General features: G+C 41.3%; 23 protein-coding genes. 20 read left to right on the forward strand and 3 right to left on the reverse strand.

Annotation, left to right across the window (positions count from 1 at the left end; genetic code table 11):
- Positions 1-8: 8 nt before the first annotated feature.
- The 15 genes from mgsA (at position 9) to ES896_RS09620 (ending at position 13,802) form a co-directional block, all read left to right on the forward strand.
- Complete coding sequence (gene mgsA, locus ES896_RS09550) at positions 9-428, forward strand: methylglyoxal synthase (RefSeq protein WP_048001888.1); 420 nt, start codon at positions 9-11, stop codon at positions 426-428.
- Positions 415-1,119 (forward strand): bacillithiol biosynthesis deacetylase BshB1, encoded by a 705-nt coding sequence (gene bshB1 / locus ES896_RS09555; protein WP_024718519.1) that lies wholly within the window; start codon positions 415-417, stop codon positions 1,117-1,119. Before mgsA ends, bshB1 begins: the two co-directional genes overlap by 14 nt.
- A gap of 2 nt (positions 1,120-1,121) precedes the next feature.
- Positions 1,122-2,267 carry an N-acetyl-alpha-D-glucosaminyl L-malate synthase BshA gene (gene bshA / locus ES896_RS09560; RefSeq protein ID WP_135226733.1) on the forward strand — a complete coding sequence of 382 codons (1,146 nt, stop codon included), beginning with the start codon at positions 1,122-1,124 and terminating at the stop codon, positions 2,265-2,267.
- Positions 2,260-3,462 carry a CCA tRNA nucleotidyltransferase gene (locus ES896_RS09565; RefSeq protein ID WP_008344585.1) on the forward strand — a complete coding sequence of 401 codons (1,203 nt, stop codon included), beginning with the start codon at positions 2,260-2,262 and terminating at the stop codon, positions 3,460-3,462. Before bshA ends, ES896_RS09565 begins: the two co-directional genes overlap by 8 nt.
- Positions 3,435-4,418 carry a biotin--[acetyl-CoA-carboxylase] ligase gene (locus ES896_RS09570; protein ID WP_135226734.1) on the forward strand — a complete coding sequence of 328 codons (984 nt, stop codon included), beginning with the start codon at positions 3,435-3,437 and terminating at the stop codon, positions 4,416-4,418. The genes ES896_RS09565 and ES896_RS09570 overlap by 28 nt, the downstream gene beginning before the upstream one ends.
- Positions 4,419-4,617: 199 nt before the next feature.
- Positions 4,618-5,457 (forward strand): 3-methyl-2-oxobutanoate hydroxymethyltransferase, encoded by an 840-nt coding sequence (panB, locus tag ES896_RS09575; RefSeq protein WP_008344587.1) that lies wholly within the window; start codon positions 4,618-4,620, stop codon positions 5,455-5,457.
- Entirely contained in the window at positions 5,454-6,320 is an 867-nt protein-coding gene (gene panC, locus ES896_RS09580) for a pantoate--beta-alanine ligase (protein ID WP_125590283.1), read from the forward strand. Before panB ends, panC begins: the two co-directional genes overlap by 4 nt.
- Positions 6,313-6,696, forward strand: a complete 384-nt coding sequence (panD, locus tag ES896_RS09585; protein ID WP_017359738.1) for an aspartate 1-decarboxylase — start codon at positions 6,313-6,315, stop codon at positions 6,694-6,696. Before panC ends, panD begins: the two co-directional genes overlap by 8 nt.
- A gap of 115 nt (positions 6,697-6,811) precedes the next feature.
- Positions 6,812-9,604 carry an ATP-dependent DNA helicase DinG gene (gene dinG, locus ES896_RS09590; protein ID WP_135226735.1) on the forward strand — a complete coding sequence of 931 codons (2,793 nt, stop codon included), beginning with the start codon at positions 6,812-6,814 and terminating at the stop codon, positions 9,602-9,604.
- A 132-nt stretch (positions 9,605-9,736) separates the two neighbouring features.
- A complete protein-coding gene (locus tag ES896_RS09595) occupies positions 9,737-9,907 on the forward strand; it encodes a YpmA family protein (protein WP_008344594.1) in 171 nt (56 codons plus the stop codon).
- Positions 9,908-9,919: 12 nt separating this feature from the next.
- On the forward strand, positions 9,920-10,405 hold the full coding sequence (gene tseB / locus ES896_RS09600; RefSeq protein WP_008344597.1) for a cell wall elongation/penicillin-binding protein regulator TseB: 486 nt from the start codon (positions 9,920-9,922) through the stop codon (positions 10,403-10,405).
- A gap of 116 nt (positions 10,406-10,521) precedes the next feature.
- Positions 10,522-11,814: an asparagine--tRNA ligase gene (gene asnS, locus ES896_RS09605; RefSeq protein ID WP_024718525.1), complete on the forward strand. Its 1,293-nt coding sequence runs from the start codon at positions 10,522-10,524 to the stop codon at positions 11,812-11,814.
- Between the two features lie 97 nt (positions 11,815-11,911).
- Positions 11,912-12,616: a DnaD domain-containing protein gene (locus ES896_RS09610; RefSeq protein ID WP_008344601.1), complete on the forward strand. Its 705-nt coding sequence runs from the start codon at positions 11,912-11,914 to the stop codon at positions 12,614-12,616.
- 17 nt (positions 12,617-12,633) lie between these two features.
- Complete coding sequence (gene nth / locus ES896_RS09615; RefSeq protein WP_008344602.1) at positions 12,634-13,296, forward strand: endonuclease III; 663 nt, start codon at positions 12,634-12,636, stop codon at positions 13,294-13,296.
- Positions 13,293-13,802, forward strand: a complete 510-nt coding sequence (locus tag ES896_RS09620; protein ID WP_019744018.1) for a YpoC family protein — start codon at positions 13,293-13,295, stop codon at positions 13,800-13,802. The genes nth and ES896_RS09620 overlap by 4 nt, the downstream gene beginning before the upstream one ends.
- Before the next feature lie 37 nt (positions 13,803-13,839).
- Here the strand turns inward: ES896_RS09620 and ES896_RS09625 are convergent, their stop codons facing one another.
- Both ES896_RS09625 and recU read right to left on the reverse strand, forming a co-directional pair.
- Positions 13,840-16,527, reverse strand: coding sequence for a PBP1A family penicillin-binding protein (locus tag ES896_RS09625; protein ID WP_135226736.1), 2,688 nt, complete (start codon positions 16,525-16,527; stop codon positions 13,840-13,842).
- Positions 16,528-16,546: 19 nt separating this feature from the next.
- The gene (recU, locus tag ES896_RS09630) at positions 16,547-17,182 is read right to left on the reverse strand and encodes a Holliday junction resolvase RecU (protein WP_017359733.1); all 636 of its coding nucleotides are present in this window, start codon (positions 17,180-17,182) and stop codon (positions 16,547-16,549) included.
- A gap of 46 nt (positions 17,183-17,228) precedes the next feature.
- Here recU and ES896_RS09635 point away from each other — a divergent pair, with 46 nt between their 5' ends.
- Positions 17,229-18,185: a DUF2515 domain-containing protein gene (locus ES896_RS09635; protein WP_135226737.1), complete on the forward strand. Its 957-nt coding sequence runs from the start codon at positions 17,229-17,231 to the stop codon at positions 18,183-18,185.
- 23 nt (positions 18,186-18,208) lie between these two features.
- On the opposite strand, the gene sspM is transcribed toward ES896_RS09635, so the two are convergent.
- Positions 18,209-18,313, reverse strand: a complete 105-nt coding sequence (sspM, locus tag ES896_RS09640; protein WP_017359731.1) for an acid-soluble spore protein SspM — start codon at positions 18,311-18,313, stop codon at positions 18,209-18,211.
- 196 nt (positions 18,314-18,509) lie between these two features.
- Here sspM and ES896_RS09645 point away from each other — a divergent pair, with 196 nt between their 5' ends.
- The 4 genes from ES896_RS09645 to ES896_RS09660 all read left to right on the forward strand — a co-directional run.
- Entirely contained in the window at positions 18,510-18,743 is a 234-nt protein-coding gene (locus tag ES896_RS09645; RefSeq protein WP_224558417.1) for a DUF5446 family protein, read from the forward strand.
- A 49-nt stretch (positions 18,744-18,792) separates the two neighbouring features.
- Positions 18,793-19,173: a YppE family protein gene (locus tag ES896_RS09650; RefSeq protein ID WP_225310452.1), complete on the forward strand. Its 381-nt coding sequence runs from the start codon at positions 18,793-18,795 to the stop codon at positions 19,171-19,173.
- A gap of 108 nt (positions 19,174-19,281) precedes the next feature.
- Entirely contained in the window at positions 19,282-19,734 is a 453-nt protein-coding gene (locus tag ES896_RS09655) for a YppG family protein (RefSeq protein WP_017359729.1), read from the forward strand.
- A 102-nt stretch (positions 19,735-19,836) separates the two neighbouring features.
- Positions 19,837-20,132: transposase (locus ES896_RS09660; RefSeq protein ID WP_135226738.1), on the forward strand; the 296-nt coding region annotated here is incomplete at its 3' end.

Below are 20,132 nucleotides of genomic sequence, written 5' to 3' on the forward strand. Positions count from 1 at the left end.
GACCCCTGATGAACATTGCTTTAATCGCTCACGATAAGAAAAAAAGTGACATGATTCAATTCGCCATTGCATATCGAGATATTTTGGCCGATCATACACTTTATGCAACAGGAACAACAGGTTTAAGAGTGAAAGAAGCGACTGGGCTTCCCGTTCATCGTTTCCAATCAGGACCACTTGGAGGGGATCAGCAGATTGGTGCCATGATTGCTGATAATGCAATGGATCTTGTGCTCTTTTTTAGAGACCCTCTCACTGCACAACCGCATGAACCGGATGTATCTGCACTCATCCGGCTTTGCGATGTGTATGCCATTCCATTAGCGACCAATATGGGGACTGCCGAAATTTTAGTCAGGAATTTAAATAAAGGTACGTTTGATTTTCGAGATGTAGCAAAAAACGGAGGAACGCATGAAACCACTTGATATCCTTGCATTCGGTGCCCATAGCGATGATGTAGAGATCGGTATGGGTGGAACGATTGCAAAATACGTAAAAAAAGGGGCACGTGTTGGGATTTGTGACTTGACTCAGGCTGAATTATCTTCAAATGGAACGGTTGAAAGCCGAAAAGAAGAAGCCAGAGCAGCCGCTGCCATTTTAGGAGTCACGACTCGAATCCAGCTCACGCTGCCAGATAGAGGACTTTATCTGAATGACGAAGCGATGAAAGAAATTGCAGGTGTCATCCGAACATACAAACCGAGACTTATTTTTGCCCCGCACCACCAAGATCGACATCCTGATCATGGTCATGCGGGTTCACTTGTAGAAGAGGCCGCTTTTTCTGCAGGTATACATAAATTTGAAGATTCATACAAGCAGCCAGCGCATAAAATAAGCCAGATGTATTATTACATGATTAATGGCCACCATCGTCCAGATTTTGTGATTGATATTTCAGACGAGATGAAGCAAAAAATTGATAGCTTACATGCGTATAAAAGCCAATTTGTCAAAACAGAGAGTTCAGTGGAGACACCGCTTGTAAATGGTTATATCGATTTTGTCAAAATGAGAGAGTCGATGTATGGAAGGGAAGTCAATAAACCTTTTGCAGAAGGGTTTTTGACAAAGAAGCCACTTTTGATGGACGATGACTTACTTGGGGGGTAATTATGAAAAAATTGAAGATCGGAATCACTTGTTATCCGAGTGTTGGCGGTTCGGGCATTATTGCCACAGAGCTTGGAAAACGTTTAGCTGAAAAAGGGCACGATGTTCATTTCATTACCTCAAGTATTCCGTTTAGACTCAATAAAGTGTATCCGAATATTTATTTTCATGAGGTGGATGTCAATCAATATGCTGTATTTCAATATCCGCCTTATGACCTTGCACTGGCAAGTAAACTCGCAGAAGTCGCAAAACGAGAGAAGCTTGATATTATTCATGCGCATTATGCGGTCCCTCACGCTGTCTGTGCGTTCTTAGCCAAACAAATGACTGGACAGTCTGTCAAAGTCGTCACCACCCTTCACGGGACGGATATTACGGTTTTAGGCTATGACCCATCTTTAAAGGAAGTCATCCGGTTTGCGATCGAATCATCTGACCGCGTAACGGCTGTATCACATTCATTAGCTGCGCAGACATACGATCTGATTAAACCGAATAAAAAAATTGATACGATCCATAATTTCGTCGATGAGCGCGTATATTTGCGTGAAGATCACGAACTGCTGAAGACGCATTATGGTCTTCTGCAGGATGAGAAGGTCGTCATCCATGTATCAAATTTCCGTAAAGTGAAGCGGGTGCATGACGTGATCCATGTGTTTAAACAGATTTCTGAACAGGTGAATGCAAAACTGCTACTGATTGGGGACGGACCTGAAAAATCGGTTGTTTGCGAGCTTGTGAAAAAGCTTGGATTAACGGACCGCGTGTTATTTTTAGGAAAGCAAGAGAAGGTGGAGGAGCTCTATTCGATTAGTGATTTGAAGCTGCTGCTTTCTGAGAAAGAGAGTTTTGGTCTTGTACTACTTGAAGCAATGGCATGCGGAGTACCTTGTATAGGAACAGATGTTGGAGGAATTCCAGAGGTGATTGCACATGGAGAGACAGGATTCCTTGTTCCGCTTGGTGATGTAGATGGAGCAGCAAAACATGCCATCACTATTCTGAAAGACAATGCGCTCCATCAGCAAATATCGATGGCAGCCAAGTCTAGTGTTGAAGCCAATTTCTCTTCTGACAAAATTGTGAGAGAGTATGAAGAGCTTTATTTAGAATTGATCGAAGGTGATGTTGAAGATGAATGAACCATTCACACATGCGATCCCTATTTTACATACGCTGCACGAACATGGGTATCAAGCTTATTTTGTCGGCGGTGCGGTGAGAGATGTCCTTTTAGGCAGGGAAATTGGGGATATCGATATTGCGACAGATGCCACACCTGATGTGGTGGAGTCTTTATTTGATAAAACAGTAGATGTCGGCAAAGAGCATGGCACTGTTATTGTGTTACTTGACGGAGTCAGCTATGAGGTCACTACGTTTCGGACTGAATCAGAATATGAAGACTTTCGCCGGCCTAAAGAAGTGGCGTTTATTTCATCACTAAAAGAAGATCTTTTAAGAAGAGATTTAACGATCAATGCAGTGGCCATGGATATTCATGGTGACATCATTGACCATGTAGGCGGCAAGCGGGATATTAAGCGGAGACGAATTCAAACGGTTGGAGATCCTGCATGCCGCTTTCAAGAAGATGCGCTTCGGATGATGAGAGCGGTGCGGTTTTTAAGCCAGCTCGGGTTTGAGCTTTCTAAAGAGACGGAAGAAGCAATGAAAAAAGATAAACATCTGCTTGCTAATATATCTGTTGAACGCAAAAAAATCGAAATGGAAAAACTTTTAAAAGGACGCTACTGTGAGCAAGCCATCAAGGTGCTCATCTCCACCAAATTGTATGAAGAATTGCCCGGTCTCAAAAAGGATCAGCTGAATGAAACGTTCCAAGCTTTCCCGTATTATTTATTGGATGGGTTAGATGAGGTGTGGGGAGCCTTTATCCATTTACTTGGTCTAGATGAGGCGGAGGCGGTGTCCTTTTTAAAAGAATGGAAGTTATCAACGAAACTTTTAAAAGAAGCCGTTGCCATTAGCAAATATGTTGATTGTGACTGGGATGCGGAAAAAATGTTTGAAGCTGGTGAACATGTCCTGCTTTCTAGTATGAAAATCACGCAGCTCAAACATGAGCGTCGCATTTTCTTTGATGAGCTGGAGGCGGCGAAACGTTCATATGATGCGCTGCCGATTAAACAGCTTCAAGACCTTGCAGTGTCAGGAAAAGATTTGATGGCCTTTCGGCAAAAGCCAGCTGGTAAATGGATTGCAGAAGAGCTTGCTTCTGTGAAAAAAGCCGTTTTGCAAAACCAGCTTGAAAACCGAAAAGAAGCCATAGAGGAGTGGCTCATAGCGTGCGATCAGCGATTAGAAAACGATTAATTGAACTATTTACAGCATCTGAGCAAGATTTTGTCTCAAGCCAGCAAATATGTGATGAGCTTGGCTGCTCCCGAACGGCAGTATGGAAGCATATAGAGGATTTGCGAAAAGAGGGATATGAGGTCGAAGCGGTCAGAAGAAAAGGATACCGACTGCTTCGTAAACCGGACAAAATTAGTGAAGACGAAATTCTGTTTGGTTTGGAAACAGAGCTGTTTGGCAGGCATATTTACTTTCAAGAAGAAGTCGCCTCAACTCAGCTCATTGCCCATGACCTCGTCAATAAAGGAGCCCCGCACGGCTCGCTTGTTGTCAGTGATCATCAGACAAACGGAAAAGGCCGCCTTCAAAGAACGTGGCATTCACCAAATGGGACAGGCATTTGGATGAGTTTGATTCTTCGGCCGGAAATACCGCTGCACAAAGCGCCGCAAATGACGCTTTTAGCATCTGTCGCCATCTCTGAAGCCATAGCGCAGCAAACGGGTCTCAGTCCATCGATCAAATGGCCAAACGATATTTTGCTAAACGGAAAAAAGGTCGTTGGTATTTTGACTGAATTAAAAGCAGAAGCTGACCAAGTTCACGCAGTCATTATTGGCCCAGGCATTAACGTGAATCAGACGGCAAATGATTTTCCTGAAGAATTAAAGGATGTTGCGACGAGTTTGCGAATGGAGCTTGGTCAAAAGGTAGACAGAGCGGCACTGATTCAAACCATCATGTCCACCTTTGAAAAAAGGTATGATGAATATATGACATATGGTTTTGCTCCGATCAAACAATTATGGGAATCGTATGCGATGACCATTGGAAAACGTATCATCGCACGCACCGTCAATGGACAATATGCTGGAACGGCGCTTGGGATTAACGATGAAGGCGTTCTCTTACTCGAAACGGAGGGCGGAATCCAAAACATCTACTCCGCTGACATTGAGATCAAGTCAACTTAAGTGGAACACCCGGCACATTTTTGATATACTTCGTGTGGGCAGTATCTGAAAAAGAACTGTACCTGTTAGGAAGAAAAATTCGATAAATTTCTGCCTTGATCCTAAGGGACTTGGACAGAGGGATGATTCGTCTGCACATGAGAGATAAAAGCGTGTGAGATCAGACAAGCCATCTCCTCTCCAGAATGAGGAGGAACAAATGAAGACAAAGTTAGATTTTTTCAAAATGAAAGAACAAAACGAACCTATTGTGATGCTGACAGCATACGACTATCCAGCTGCAAAGCAAGCGGAAAAAGCGGAAGTCGACATGATCTTAGTTGGTGACTCACTTGGGATGGTTGTCCTTGGACTTGATTCCACAGTGCAAGTGACGATGGATGATATGATTCATCACACAAAAGCAGTCAAAAGAGGCGCAAAAGACACATTTGTTGTGACGGATATGCCATTTATGTCTTATCATTATTCATTAGAAGAAACGATGAAAAATGCAGCACGCATTATGCAAGAAAGCGGTGCTGATGCCTTAAAGCTTGAAGGTGGAGACGGAGTATTTGAATCCATCCAAGCACTTACAAGAGGCGGTATTCCTGTTGTAAGCCATTTAGGGCTGACCCCTCAATCAGTCGGTGTCCTTGGCGGCTATAAAGTGCAAGGAAAAGACAAAGAGAGTGCACAGAAATTGATTGAAGATAGTCTGAAATGCGAGGAAGCAGGCGCCATCGCTCTTGTGTTAGAGTGTGTACCTGGTGAACTGACAAAACGGATTACTGACATGCTAAAGATTCCTGTGATCGGAATTGGGGCAGGGGCTGAAGCAGATGGACAAGTTCTCGTTTACCATGATGTGGTAGGGTACGGCGTGTCTAGAACACCTAAATTTGTGAAACAATACGCGCAAATCGATGCTGTATTAGAAGAAGCGCTCATACAATATACAAAAGAAGTAAAAGCACGCACTTTCCCAGAGGATGCTCATACCTTTCATATGAAAGAAGAAGTCCTTGATGGTTTATATGGGGGGATCAAGGAATGAAGGTTGTCTCCCATATTCATGAACTAAAAGAAATGATCAAGCAGCATCAAAAGAAGCAGCATTCCATTGGATTTGTCCCTACAATGGGTTTCCTTCATGAAGGACATCTTACGCTTGCAAAAGAAGCAAGAGATCAAAATGATATTGTGGTGATGAGCATCTTTGTTAATCCATTGCAATTTGGACCGAATGAAGACTTTGAATCCTATCCAAGAGATATGGAAAGAGACCAGCGTCTTGCCGAAGAAACTGGAGTAGATATATTATTTACACCTGATGTGAAGGAAATGTACAAAGATGAGCCATCGATTACGATGACTGTTCAAAAGCGTACAGACGTCTTATGCGGGAAGAAACGCCCAGGACACTTCGACGGCGTTGTCACGGTGCTGACAAAGCTGTTTCACCTTGTCGCACCAACCAATGTATACTTTGGTCTAAAGGATGCACAGCAAGTCGCTGTTATCGATGCGATGATCAAGGATTTCTTTTTTGATCTTCACCTTGTGTCTGTTCCTACTGTTCGAGAAGAAGACGGTTTAGCGAAAAGTTCAAGGAACGTGTATCTGTCTGAAACAGAAAGGCAAGAAGCACCTGCTTTATACCGGGCATTAAAAAAAGGACAGACAGCTGTAGAAAATGGTGAACATGATGTAAATCGTATTTATCAATTAGTGGAAGAGGAGATTCTTCAAACAAGTGGAGAAATCGATTATATTGACATTTACTCCTATCCAGAGCTTGAACCCCTTCAGCACTTAACGGGGCAAGTGATCATTGCCATTGCTGTGAAGTTCTCCCGGGCAAGACTAATTGATAATGTGATTTTCCATGTTCCTGAAAGCGGTGAAAAACATGTATAGAACTTTTATGACCTCGAAACTTCATAAAGCGACAGTGACTGAAGCAAACTTACACTATGTAGGTAGTATTACTATCGACGAAGATTTGCTTGATGCGGCAGGCATGATGGCAAATGAGAAAGTGCAAATTGTCAATAATCACAATGGTGCTAGACTTGAAACATATATCATCCCTGGAGAAAGAAAGAGCGGTGTCATTTGTTTAAATGGTGCGGCAGCAAGATTGGTTCAGCCAGGAGATGAAGTCATTATTATCGCTTATGGGATGTTGTCAGAGGAAGAAGCGAAATCGCACACACCTAAAGTGGTCGTGTTAAATAAACAAAATCAAATTGAACAAATGATTGGGCAAGAGCCTGCGAGAACGATTTTATAACGCACGCTCACATGGAAACAGAACAGTTTCATCATAAGGAAGCTGTTCTGTTTCAGCTATATTGCCCAGAGTGTGTTTCACTATGAGTGGAACGAGGAATTGAGGTGTCCATTTTATGACCGATCAAAGGTTTGTTGTCGTTGATATTGAAACCACCGGGAATTCACCAAAAAAAGGTGATAAAATCATTCAAATTGCTGCGGTGGTCATTGAAAATGGACAAATTGTCGAACGGTATTCAAAATATGTGAACCCAGGGAAAACGATTCCTGGATTTATTGAACAGCTGACAGGTATTAAACAGCACATGGTTGATGACGCGGTGTTTTTTGAGGACATTGCCCAAGAGGTGTATGATCTCATACAGGGCGCTTATTTTGTTGCGCACAATGTTCATTTTGATTTGAACTTTTTAAACGATGAACTAAAAGCATGCGGGAAAAATGAGCTGGATGTGCTAGCGATTGATACGGTTGAAATTTCTAGAATTCTTTATCCTGAGCTTGAAGGTTATAAGTTAACTGAATTAAGCGAAGAGCTCATGCTTCCACATGACCACCCGCACAGGGCGGATAGTGATGCGGAAGTTACTGCTATGTTATTTTTAACCTTATTACATCAATTAAGGAATACACCGCCAAATGTGTTAAAACAGCTGCGCAGATTATCCTCTTATCTTCTAAGTGATATAGGACTTTTAATTAAGCAGCTTGAAACCAATCACTCTAGTCAGGATGATTCGCTTGTAGAAGTAGGATCTTTTGCTGTGAAAGATGTGACCAATCCTATCACTGAATCGACATATGCAGTAGGCGCTGACGACGAGCAACTGTTTGAAGAGATAAAAGAGAAGCTTCCTCAAACATTAGAAGGCTATGAAGTAAGAGAAGGCCAGCTCACGATGATGAACAAAGTAAGAGATGCGTTCAATGAAAGAGCTTATGCGTTAATTGAAGCGGCGCCAGGAATCGGGAAAACACTCGCTTATCTTATACCAGCTGCTTTAGAAGCAAAGAAATCAGGAAAACCTGTCATTATCAGTACATATTCTATTTTACTGCAGCAGCAAATGCTTCAGCGCGATGTTCCGCTACTCAAGCAATTGCTCCCATTTGAGCCAGCCGCCTGTGTGTTTAAAGGGCGGGCACATTATATTTGTTTAGATAAGTTTGAGCATGTCCTGCATGAGGAAGATGATAACTATGATGTTGTCTTAACAAAAGCGCAAATTTTAATGTGGCTTCTTGTCACTGAAACAGGTGATTTGTCTGAACTGAATTTACCGTCAGGAGCTGCAAATATAAAAGACCGTATCTCTTGTGTGCACATGCCATTTACATCGAAAAAACGCCGTTTTAAAGAACATTGTTTTTATGAACGGGCTAAACGAAAGGCTCAAACCGCTGATTTAATTTTGACGAATCATCGTCTGCTTTTATCTCAAACGGAAGGAGCTTCTATCTTTCAGCATGCAGATGTCTATGTGATTGATGAGGCCCACCAATTTGAAAAAACAGCCAATGAAACGCTAGGTGACAGTGCGTCTTATATCCAGCTTCATGCGAAATTAACGCAGCTTGGCTCTTTGCAAGGCGGGCTGCTTAAGAAATTGAAAAAGAGATTTCATGGGGCAGGTTTATCAACTGACACCTTTATTGAAATGGACGAGTATCTTCAGCAGCTTCAGATGGAAAGTGACGCATTTTTTAGTACCGTTCATTCTTTTGTCAAAAGGACAAAACCAAAAGCGGACATCAATCGTCTCATTCATAGAGTCCGTCATCATTCAAAACATGCTCAGTGGCTCCGAATTAAAGAATCAGCGAGTAAGCTTTGTTCATTATTGATTGCTTGTGAGAAACTGTATGAGCAGCAAAAAGATGAGTTGCTTCACAAAAGTGGTCAGTTCATAGAGCAGTTTGCATTTGAAGCAGAAGAATACGATCAAGTGATGTCATTTATGCAGACATTCTGCAGTACGCTGTACCGGTTTATCTTTGAACCAAACAATGATGAAACCGTTTGGATTGAGATTGATGCAAAGGGTGCCAAGAATGCTGTCTTTATGCACGCGCAGCCGCTAGATACAGGGGAGTTGCTAGCTGATCGGTTCTTCATGAACAAAAAAAGCGTTGTCCTCACATCAGGGACGCTTACCATCAATCAACGCTTTGATTATTGCTTGGAACGATTTGGACTGCAAGATTTTTACCCACACCTTGTCCAAATTGATTCACCTTTTGAACTTGAAAAACAGCTTAAGGTCGTTGTACCGGCTGACATGCCGCCGATCACAAACCGTGATGAACGCGAATATGTGAAGCAAGCTGCAACATATATTAAAATCATGGAAAAGCAGGATCAAGCGAAAATATTGGTGTTATTTAATTCACATGAGATGTTAAAAGCAGTGTATGAAGAGCTGAAATCAGAAGGTATGCAATCGGCCTTGTTTGCTCAAGGTTTGACAGGCGGGAGCCCTGTAAAATTGACGAAAATGTTCAAATTGGCGAAGCAGGCCATCTTGCTAGGAACAGGGAGTTTCTGGGAAGGTGTGGATTTTCCTGGCTCAGAGCTAACGACCGTCATTATGGCAAGGCTTCCTTTCCGACCACCCGATTCACCGCTCATTGAAGCAAAATGTGAAGCGGCAAAAAAACAGGGGAAGAATCCCTTTAAAGCCGTCGCTCTCCCGGAAGCTGTGTTAACTTTTAAGCAAGGAGCAGGCCGCTTGCTGCGCTCGGAAAAAGACATCGGAACATTGCTGATTTTAGACCGCCGAGTGAAAACCGCTTCGTATGGAAAACTATTTTTAGAATCACTTCATCATGCGCCAGTTCACGAGATGTCCAAAGAGTCGCTTGAGGCGTATATAGAAAAGCTTAACAACGAAAAGCCGCTGTCATAAGCGGCCTTTCACTGGTGTGGGTTTGGAGTTAATTTATCGTAACGGCTTTTTATGTTCCGTTGTAAAAATAGTATCGGTTCTCACATTGAAAAGTATGACTAACAATATTTACGTACCGAGGAGGAATTAGAAGTGGAAAGTAAAATAGAGGTACTTTCAACTGTTCAAATTAAGCATTCAGAAGACCTATACAAAATCGTCGATTTGCTGAACAGAACGCTTAAAAGGGAAGATCTTATGTTTGGATTAGCATTAGATCAAGAAGATCAAAATCAAGCGATATTTACCATATATCGCACATAGGGGAAGCTTGACATGAAAAAAATAGTTTGGATTATTTCATCCGTTGCTGCGCTCGTTTTACTCATTGGCATCATTAGCTTTTCGTGGATTTATCAAATGGCCATGGGACAAAAAGAAGAAGGTCATGAGTCAGCGATTGAACGAGCAAAAAAGCAAGCATCATTAGCACAAGTAGAGCAAGTGGATACCTTTGTTGGGAAAGAAAAGCAATTTATTGTGGAAGGTAAAAACAAACAAAACGAAGCGATCTATGTGTGGGTACCTGCCAGCAAAAAAGAAAAAGTCATTGCCAAAAAAGCAAAAGAAGGCATTACTTCAAACCAAGCAGTACAAGCCGTTCAAAAGGAGAACACCATTTCTAAGCTAAAAAATGTTCAATTAGCACGAGAAGGTGACGTCCTCCTTTGGGAAGTAACGTACTTAAATGAGAACAACCAATATAGTTTCAGCTATGTTGATTTTACGACAGGACGAGTGGAAAAAAATTTAACACCGTAGTTTCTTCTGTCTTGCGTTGACCATGCTGATTTAGAACGGTTATAATAAAATGTATGAAAAAAGAATCACACCTAGTTAAGAAGGTGAGTTTCTTTCTGGCTTTGGAGGGAAATATGTTGAAAACAACTATTAATCAAGTGTTTAAACACGTCGATGAAGAAGTAACCATCGGCGCATGGATTGCCAATAAACGTTCAAGCGGGAAAATTGCATTCTTGCAGCTTCGCGACGGGACAGGCTTTATTCAAGGAGTCGTTGTAAAAGCAGAGGTGGAAGAGGAAGTCTTTAAGCTTGCGAAATCAGTGACACAAGAGACATCGGTCTATGTCACAGGACAAGTAACAAAAGACGAACGTTCACCACTTGGTTTTGAATTACAAGTGAAATCCATTGAAGTGATTCACGAAGCAACAGATTACCCAATTACACCAAAAGAACATGGAACAGAATTCTTAATGGATCACCGTCATTTATGGCTGCGTTCTAAAAAACAGCATGCCATTATGAAAATCCGTAATGAAATTATTCGTGCTACATATGAGTTTTTCCATCAAGAAGGTTTCGTGAAAGTGGATCCGCCAATCTTAACAGGAAGTGCTCCTGAAGGAACAACAGAGCTGTTTGCTACTAAATATTTTGATGAAGATGCATATCTTTCTCAAAGTGGACAGCTTTACATGGAAGCTGCTGCGATGGCACTCGGAAAAGTATTCTCATTCGGTCCAACATTTAGAGCAGAAAAATCGAAAACGAAACGTCATTTAATCGAGTTCTGGATGATCGAGCCTGAGATGGCATTTGTTGAATTTAATGAGAACCTTGAGTACCAAGAAAATTATGTGTCTCACGTTGTTCAAAGTGTACTTGAAAATTGTAAAGTAGAACTGCACACACTTGGCCGTGATACAGCAAAATTAGAAAACATCAAAGCACCATTCCCGCGCATCACATATGATGAAGCAATTAAATTTTTGCAGGATAAAGGATTTGATGACATCGAATGGGGAGATGATTTCGGTGCGCCGCATGAAACAGCGATCGCCGAAAGCTATGATAAACCAGTCTTTATCACTCATTACCCAACCTCATTAAAACCATTTTATATGCAGCCTGCACCAGACCGCGATGATGTCGTCCTTTGTGCAGATTTAATTGCGCCAGAAGGCTATGGCGAGATTATCGGCGGTTCTGAACGTGTTCATGATTTAGATCTGCTTGAAGCAAGACTAAAAGAACATGGATTAGATCAAGAAACGTACAAATGGTACACAGAATTAAGACAATATGGTTCTGTACCACATTCAGGTTTTGGTCTTGGACTTGAACGAACAGTTGCTTGGATTAGCGGAGCGCCGCATGTGCGTGAAACAATTCCATTCCCAAGATTATTAAACCGTTTATATCCTTAAGACGTGAAAGCCTCCAATATATGGAGGCTTTTTCAAACGTCTTAAGGACAGCACGTATGAAAAAACGTGATATACTGAAAGTGAAGAGGTGTATCCGATGAAAAGGCAGCAATTTATAGATATGCAGAAAATGGGTTCGACCAGTTTGCCTAATTTGCTGATTGCCCATTATGAGCAATTAGGACTGAATGAATCACAAATGATGGTCATGTTAAAGATTAAAATGAATGAAGAACAAGGCGTCTTTTTTCAGACATTTGAAGAGCTTTCACATGGTATGACCATTTCGGCCGAAGAATGTGCTTATATGGTGCAGTATTTGATTCAAAAAGGGTTTATTTCGATCCAGCCGTTTGAAGACAGGTCTGGTATTCAGCATGACCGGTACTCGGTAGAGCCCTTATGGGGTGTGCTGTATGACTTTTTAGAAGCAAAACAGGCGAAAGACGTACAAAAAAATCATGTCCAGGCTGAAAAGTCTTTATATGCGCTATTTGAAGATGAGTTTGGCAGACCACTTTCTCCTCTTGAAGGGGAAACACTCTCGATCTGGATGGACCAAGACCATCATGATGCTGAGATGATTCGTCTTGCTCTAAGAGAAGCCGTTTTATCAGGAAAATTAAATTTCCGCTATATCGATCGAATTTTATTTGAGTGGAAAAAGAAAGGGCTGAAAACAGCGGAAGAAGCGAAAGAGCATAGCCAGCATTTCCGTTCGCAGCAAAAAGCCCCACCTTCAAAAGAAGAAACATCTTCATATAAACGACAAGTTCCTTTTTATAATTGGCTGGAACAATAACCAATAAAGGAGAAGGCATGTTATCAAAAAAACAAATCAATGAATGTTTAGATATTATAGGAGATATGTTTCCAGAGGCTGAGTGTGAGCTTGTTCATTCCAATCCATTTGAACTAGTGATTGCTGTCGCACTCTCAGCACAATGTACAGATGTTCTAGTGAACAAAGTGACCAAACATCTATTTCAAAAATATAAAACACCAGAAGACTATTTAAGTGTGCCGCTTGAAGAGTTGCAGCAGGATATTCGTTCGATCGGTCTTTATCGTAATAAGGCAAAAAACATTCAAAAATTAAGCCAAATGCTGATTGAAGATTATGGCGGTGAAGTGCCAAGAGATCGAGATGAGCTAATCAAGCTCCCAGGGGTTGGACGGAAAACAGCAAATGTCGTTGTGTCTGTCGCTTTTGGAATTCCCGCCATTGCAGTAGATACACATGTCGAGCGCGTAAGCAAACGACTTGGGATTTGCCGCTGGAAGGATTCTGTTCTTGAGGTAGAGCAAACCTTAATGAAGAAGGTGCCAAAAGAGGATTGGTCCGTGACCCATCATCGTCTCATCTTTTTCGGCAGATATCACTGTAAGGCGCAGCGGCCACAGTGTGAATCTTGTCCACTTCTTGATATGTGCAGAGAAGGGCAGAAGAGGCTGAAAAAAGGGCTGGTGAAGCTGGCATGAGCGGAGCAGCTGTTTTCACCTCATATGTCGAAAAGCTAAAAGAGAAAAAGGTAGAGATAAGCGGCGAAAAAAAGGATATATTAAGAATCAATCCACTCGCATTTGATCTATCTTCAGAACCTTTACTAGATGAGCAACCGTGGCAGAAAACGGAAGAATTTGTTCCTTTGATGTTTGATCTGTGGAATGAATTAAAAGACAACATGCTTCCTCGCTTTCAAACGAGAAAATCTCGGTGTGAAGAGGATGATATGCTGCAAGGCATTGTCAGTATGATTGCAATGTTTTACTGGATCAAAGGAGAGAAGCTTCAAACCGTTGATTGGGAGGAAATCAAACAACAGACGTTTCCAGTAGCCCCCATTAACTGGACAGAACGATTAGAGTTTATTTTACTTAAACCTACTCAATATCATTGCTTTATTCAATTGGACGAGTTATACACAGAGCTCAAAAAGCAGTATGGAAAATACGAAGCACTCAGAAAGTTAAAACAAAATCGTTAAAAAAGCACTTGCCACATAGGGCAAGTGCTTTTTTTTGTTATTCGTCTTCTTTGCGAGAAGTAGAATTTGACTGAGTATTTGAGCTTTGAGAGTTGGCTTTCTCGTCGTCTTTCTTTTTATCTTTATTGGCATCGCTCTGTGAGTTGCTGTTTCCATTTGTACTGTCTGAGCCATCACTTGAACCACCATTGCCGTTTTCGGTATTTCCGCCTTGATCTTTTTTATCATCAGGCTTCTGTTCATCAGTGCCACCTTGGTTTTGATTATCATCAGTTTGATCTGTCTGCTCATCATCAGGTTGCTGTGGCTCTTCTTCTTCTTTGTTCTCATCATCTGCTTTTTCTTCCTCTTCTTCGTCATCTTTAATGGTGAGGAAGGTAGAAGCAGCTTTACTTGTGACATCGTCTACAGTCGCTGTCACTTGGAATTTATAGGTGGATCCTGGCTTCACATCAGAGATGACGGCTTCTTTAGAAGAGCTGTTTTGAATGTCTTTATAGCCGCCATCATCGACCGCTTGCTTTACATTAAATGTTGCATCTGCATCGTCATCATAACCCCAAGTGAGTGTAATCGATTTTTTCTCTTCATCATACACCGCTTTTAAGTCAGATGGTTTGTCAGCTTCTTTCTTTTCATATGTGTCAGAAACTTTTGTTGGGACAGTTCCTTTGACGAAGTATTCCGTTGTCTTCTTATCACTTGGTGTGTTTGGTCCAGCTAACTTCGCTGGATCTGATCCTTTTTCAACCGTTGCTTCAACGACACTGTCTGGCTTTTCAAATGAGCCGCTTCCATCATCAATTTGAGAAATTAATTTCTGGAAGACAACTTTGGCAACACGTTGTTCATAATCCGTGAGCCACATTTTGCCGTCTGCATCTTTTGAGTTGCCGATTCCGGTCCACACAGCTGCTGTGTATTGCGGCGTGTAACCGACAAACCATGAATCTTTCGCCCCGCCAGAAGGGATGTTGTATTTATTAATATCATCTTGTGTAAAGTTGGTTGTACCTGTTTTACCAGCTACTTGAACATTCGGTACTTGTGCGAGTGTACCTGTTCCAGATTGTACAGCAGTTTTCAGCATATCTGTGATCATAAATGCAGTGTAATCACTCATGGCTGCTTTAGAGTCTGGTGTTAAGTCAAGCTTCGTCCCGTCATTAAATTCAACAGACGTTACGGCATGCGGTTCATTATAGTATCCGTTGTTACCGAATGCACTAAATGCACCAGCCATTTTAAGAGATGAGACACCTTCGTCAAATCCGCCGATTGAGTAAGACTCAGGAATGTCAGAAGGTAAGTCCAAACCTAAGTTATTGGCGAATTGAACAGCATTATCTGTACCAGCTTCTTGGAAAGCTTTTAAAGCAGGGATGTTTCGTGATTGTGCCAAAGCACTTCTCATCGACATTTTCCCTAAGTGTCTTCTGTCAAAGTTGTTAATTGGTGTACCGTTAGAGTACGTATAAGGCGCATCATCAATTTGCTGATATGTTGACCATTTTTTGTTTTCAATTACAGGACCGTAATCTAAAATTGGTTTAATTGTAGATCCCGGCTGGCGTTTTGCATCAGTGGCATAGTTAAAGCCGCCGGCTGGCACATCACGACCACCACCAATGGCACGAATTTCACCATTTTTTGTATCCAGCAGGGTGACTCCAGCTTGCATACCTTTCGTAAATCCGGCTGAATCCCCATTGATGATGTCATCCAGATGATCCTGAGCTTTTCGATCAAGAGAAGTATAGATTTTTAATCCATCTGTTGATACATCTACTTTGGCTTTTTTCTGTACTTCTTCCATGACTTCTTCAATATAAGCAGAGTACTTACTTGAGTTTTGACTCTTATATTTATCAGCCGAAACAACTGTTTTGCTGACAGGTGTTTCTTTTGCTTCCTCATACTCTTTCTCTGAAATATAGCCTTGTTTTTTCATTAGGCCTAAAACGATATTACGGCGTTTTTCCGCTGCCTCTGGATGTTTCACTGGGTTATAGGCAGATGGACTTTGCGGCATACCTGCAAGTGTGGCAGCCTGTGCAACAGTTAGTTTATTTAAATCTGTCACTCCGAAAAATTGTTCAGCCGCTTTCCCAACACCATAAGCATAAGGAGAGAAGAAAATACGGTTTAAATACATTTCTAAAATTTCATCTTTAGAGTATTTTTGCTCAAGCTGAATCGAGAGCCATACTTCCTGTACTTTACGTTTTAACGTCTTTTGATTGTTAAGCAGGGAGTTCTTCACTACCTGCTGGGTAATCGTACTTCCACCTTCTGCTCCAAAACCGTCCTCGACGTTTGCGACAAGAGCACCGCCAATACGGATAGGATCAATCCCGTGATGTTTATAAAAACGTGCATCTTCAGTTGCAATAAACGCGTCTTTTACCACGTCGGGTATATCTTTAATTGAGACATACGTTCTTTTTTCCGCCCCGACTTCTGCAAAGACTTTTTTGTCTTTATCGTAAAGTTTTGAAGAATACGGCGTTTTTAGCTTGCTATCATCAATAGAAGGAGCGCTTGATGCAAAAACGGCAAAAGTTGTGATTCCGGCTACTAAACAAAGAAGACCGATCACGAGTAAAGATAAAAATATTTTTTTAAATAGACCTGCTTTCTTTTTGCCTTTTTTGTTCTTTTGCTTCTTATTGTTTTCTTGACTTGCTTTACGTCGCTGTTCACGACTTGTAAATTGATCAGACATCACATCTCAACCTTTCGTGTTAAACCTTTTTCGAACGTAAATGTTGCTTGCTGTCATCCGAAAAATGAAGTGTCTCCACTACTTTAATATAATCAATTCTTGGCGAATATCCAAGTGTCATGAGGTGACCTGCTTCCATTAATTCATCTTTGCTAATGGATTTACGGCCGTTTTGCTGCTGCCGCTCCCAAAAGAAGAAGAGGTCAGTAGCGGACAAATAATAAACGGAACCAAATGCGGATATAATAACAAAACAAATACCGCCTTGCTTTTCAACCTGTTTCATATGCTCAATTTGATGGTCGTGGAAATTTTTGAGTGGAAACGAGGTGGTGCTTTTGGTTTCCTTTGCTTCAAAATCGATATAACGCCCTTTGTATACCCCGTTGTAGTCTGTTGTGGAGGATTGTTTAAAGTAGGCTTCTTTAATGACAGCAGCGCTTCTTTTTGGATAATCCACATTGACAATTTGAACAGGGGTAGGCTTTTTATGAATGACTGCGATCCCGTTGACCAAATAGTACTGGTTCGTTTCATTTAAGTCAGCTTCAAGCGTCATCCCGCGGTTACTATAAGATGATTCGCCGCTGATTCTTTTTTTTGTCCCAATTTGTTGAATGGGCTGATACGATTTTCCGTTAGGATACCGAATCATCAAGTTTCAGCCTCCTTTTAATGCATTTTGTATTGGAGAGATCACCATGTTGTCACAACAAGAGCACATGATTACCCAGCATATTTTACATGAAACGAAAGCGAAAAATAAGGACAACCTGACAAGGACAAATGCGTACAAGCGCTTTTATGACCGTCATCCAGAGATGAAATGGTCTCTGCTTGCTTCTTTTGTCTCCAGAAATGCTGGATGGTCGATGACAGATTTAAAAGGCGAGCTCTTCCATCCGGGTTTAACGGATCAGCAAGGGCATCTGTTCTTTACAGCATATGAAAGAGCGAATTGGCTGATCTTTTCAGATGCTTACCCGCAGCTTCTCTTGTATGAATGGTCAAAAAGGTGCGGCAAACCTTTATTTCATCTGCTCCCTCATTTCGGTGTGTCTCGTTTTATGAGCGCTGAATGGGAACGATTTTGGCAAAAGCGTGACACAGAGCGATTGCTGCATGCACTCATCATAAATGAACAATATACTATACAATCTCCTATTATACAAAATCCTCTCCTGAAAAAGAATGTTTTTCACTCGATTCAATATCTTTTCAGCGAGTGGGCACATTTTCAAACCGTCGTTTTTCCGACAGTAGACGGGCATTTGTACGGCTTAACCATACGAAAGTTTTCCCAAGTAAAAGAGCGCATTACGTTAGGGAAAAAACTAGCAAAACTATTGTTTCGAGCCGATTTGTTTTCGGATTTTTATCATTTTTTGCATACCGTGCCGCATACGGGATCTCGATTTGATTTTGAATCGTTTTTAGGGATTGCGCGAAGGTCAAGCCCTTTCCTCAGAACGGTGTATCCAGTCATGACACATTCATTAGACGATCAAAGGGAAGATTGGTTTCAAAAGAAATTGAGTCCATCCTTGTTTGAAGCAGAGCGTTTACCAAAACAAATTGAGCTGACCGACTGGTATTTTCATAAAAAAAGGCAGCTTCGTTTTCTTTTCTCATTAGAACACTATTTTTTGCATAAATAAAAAGCAGGGGGTACCTGCTTTTTTTACGTGGATGGACGGTTAGGGCCGCCGAGCTTTTTATCAAGCTGATCTGTACTGTTTTCTTTCCCTTTTGTTTTTTGCTCTTTTGGTGCTTGCTGCTTTTTCATGATATCTACCTCCTTTGTCCTTAGAATTTACACAATCGGACGCGATCATACAAAGAAGGACAAGCACGTGTCGAAATGGAAGAAATTGCGCTTATCTTCACTTAGATTGGCGATTTAGTTCTAGTTTTGTCATGTATGAAGGAGGGAGTAAAAGAAAAGAGAATGTAACGAGAGATGATAAAGGAGGAATCTGATGATGAGCGAATTTGTATCAAAAGAATCCATTATGCAGTTGTTAGAGGAAATTGAGCGAAAGATTGATGCGGTGGAAGAAGAACTGTCTTTAGCTGTCAAAAAAACAAAAAACGCTGCCGTAGAGGAGCAAGAACAAATCATTGACCGTCTTGAATCTGAAGTGAAGGAATGTGAATTGAAAATTCATGCAGCAGAGTATAAGCTGCAGGCAAGACCCGCATATCACGCCGGATAGCTTTTCTATTTGAGCAATAAGTAAACGTTTGATAGGATGGTTCATAGAGGTGAACACTTTGGATAATCAAACATTACTTAAACATACACAAGAGTTGATCACGTGGATCGAAGAAGCATACGAGCAGTACCTAAAGGGAAAGGCAGAAGAGGAATACCCAGTTTATGATTTTTACAACGATATTCAACCGGCCGTTGTCAAATTTGATCAGCAAATGGAAGAGTGGCTTACTGCTGCTACCTCATTTATTCATCAGGCCAAACCTAGATACTTACATCAAGAACAGCTTGAAGCCGTCCAAGAAAATGGAAAAGAGGTTGTGCTGCAATCTTATTTTGGCAAACAGCATGCACCTCGTGTGAAAAATTTAGTTGAGTCAGTGATTTATACACTGAACCTTTTAATAGAAGAAATCAACAAACGCAGCTGATGAAACAGCCTGCGTTTTTCTTATGGCTGCTGTAGGCACATCTTCTGCTTCCTGAACATAATATATCATTGACTTCAATATGTTTTCAGAGCGAGAGGAGCGAGATACATGTTCCCTTATTCAAACCAGCCATCTTATGAAATGAATCAATTTCAGCAACGGCCTTTTCCGTATCCAGATATGCAGCAGCCTCCGCAGCCTCCAGAATATTTCATGCCCCCATATCAAGGTGAAATGAACCAGCCGCCGTCTGCAGGCTATCAGCCGCCTTTTGGATATCAGGAAAACTTCCAGCCTTATCAGCCGCAGCCTGAAGCAATGAATCAGCCGCAAATGCAGCCGCCGGGCATGATGCCTATGCAGCAGCCTATGAATCCTTATCCTTTGCCAAGGCCGCAAAAACAGCAATCATCTCAATTTAAAAGTGTGCTGTCACAATTTAAAAAAACGAATGGGCAATACGATTTTAATAAAATGTTTGATACTGCTGGACAAATGATGAGTACAATGAATCAAGTGGGCTCATTGGCGAAAGGATTTACAAGCATTTTTAAAGCATAGCAAAACCCAATAGATATACATCTATTGGGTTCAGCTTGTAGACAAAGTCTACAAGCTTTTTTGTATAATAAGGGTAATAACACAATTCTGTGGGGGATGAACATGTTATCGAAACGTGAAGAAGAAAGAAGAAATCAATTAGAAGTAGTGGCCTTAGATGAATTAGTGCCTGAAGATCATCTTGTACGAAAAATTGATCAAGCGATCGATTTTGATTTCGTGTATGATCTTGTCAAAGATCATTATAGTTCTGACAATGGTAGACCAAGTGTTGATCCCGTTGTTCTCATTAAGATGGTCTTAATTCAATATCTATTTGGCATTCGCTCTATGCGTCAAACCATTAAAGAAATTGAAACCAATGTGGCTTATCGTTGGTTTATTGGATATGGATTTTC

Origin of the sequence: Bacillus sp. 005/A4HT-01/001 (assembly GCF_004634445.1) — a bacterium.
In the GTDB taxonomy this organism is placed as follows: Bacteria; Bacillota; Bacilli; order Bacillales; family Bacillaceae; genus Bacillus; species Bacillus altitudinis.

Excerpts from the sequence above, each read along its gene's own strand:
- tseB (WP_008344597.1), top strand. The coding sequence starts at position 9,920 with ATGAAAAAAATAGTTTGGATTATTTCATCCGTTGCTGCGCTCGTTTTA.
- panB (WP_008344587.1), top strand. The coding sequence starts at position 4,618 with ATGAAGACAAAGTTAGATTTTTTCAAAATGAAAGAACAAAACGAACCT.
- ES896_RS09645 (WP_224558417.1), top strand. The coding sequence starts at position 18,510 with ATGAGCGAATTTGTATCAAAAGAATCCATTATGCAGTTGTTAGAGGAA.
- ES896_RS09610 (WP_008344601.1), top strand. The coding sequence starts at position 11,912 with ATGAAAAGGCAGCAATTTATAGATATGCAGAAAATGGGTTCGACCAGT.
- ES896_RS09655 (WP_017359729.1), top strand. The coding sequence starts at position 19,282 with ATGTTCCCTTATTCAAACCAGCCATCTTATGAAATGAATCAATTTCAG.
- panD (WP_017359738.1), top strand. The coding sequence starts at position 6,313 with ATGTATAGAACTTTTATGACCTCGAAACTTCATAAAGCGACAGTGACT.
- bshB1 (WP_024718519.1), top strand. The coding sequence starts at position 415 with ATGAAACCACTTGATATCCTTGCATTCGGTGCCCATAGCGATGATGTA.
- bshA (WP_135226733.1), top strand. The coding sequence starts at position 1,122 with ATGAAAAAATTGAAGATCGGAATCACTTGTTATCCGAGTGTTGGCGGT.
- sspM (WP_017359731.1), bottom strand. The coding sequence starts at position 18,313 with ATGAAAAAGCAGCAAGCACCAAAAGAGCAAAAAACAAAAGGGAAAGAA.
- ES896_RS09565 (WP_008344585.1), top strand. The coding sequence starts at position 2,260 with ATGAATGAACCATTCACACATGCGATCCCTATTTTACATACGCTGCAC.
- mgsA (WP_048001888.1), top strand. The coding sequence starts at position 9 with ATGAACATTGCTTTAATCGCTCACGATAAGAAAAAAAGTGACATGATT.
- panC (WP_125590283.1), top strand. The coding sequence starts at position 5,454 with ATGAAGGTTGTCTCCCATATTCATGAACTAAAAGAAATGATCAAGCAG.
- nth (WP_008344602.1), top strand. The coding sequence starts at position 12,634 with ATGTTATCAAAAAAACAAATCAATGAATGTTTAGATATTATAGGAGAT.
- recU (WP_017359733.1), bottom strand. The coding sequence starts at position 17,182 with ATGATTCGGTATCCTAACGGAAAATCGTATCAGCCCATTCAACAAATT.
- ES896_RS09620 (WP_019744018.1), top strand. The coding sequence starts at position 13,293 with ATGAGCGGAGCAGCTGTTTTCACCTCATATGTCGAAAAGCTAAAAGAG.
- dinG (WP_135226735.1), top strand. The coding sequence starts at position 6,812 with ATGACCGATCAAAGGTTTGTTGTCGTTGATATTGAAACCACCGGGAAT.
- ES896_RS09625 (WP_135226736.1), bottom strand. The coding sequence starts at position 16,527 with ATGTCTGATCAATTTACAAGTCGTGAACAGCGACGTAAAGCAAGTCAA.
- ES896_RS09635 (WP_135226737.1), top strand. The coding sequence starts at position 17,229 with ATGTTGTCACAACAAGAGCACATGATTACCCAGCATATTTTACATGAA.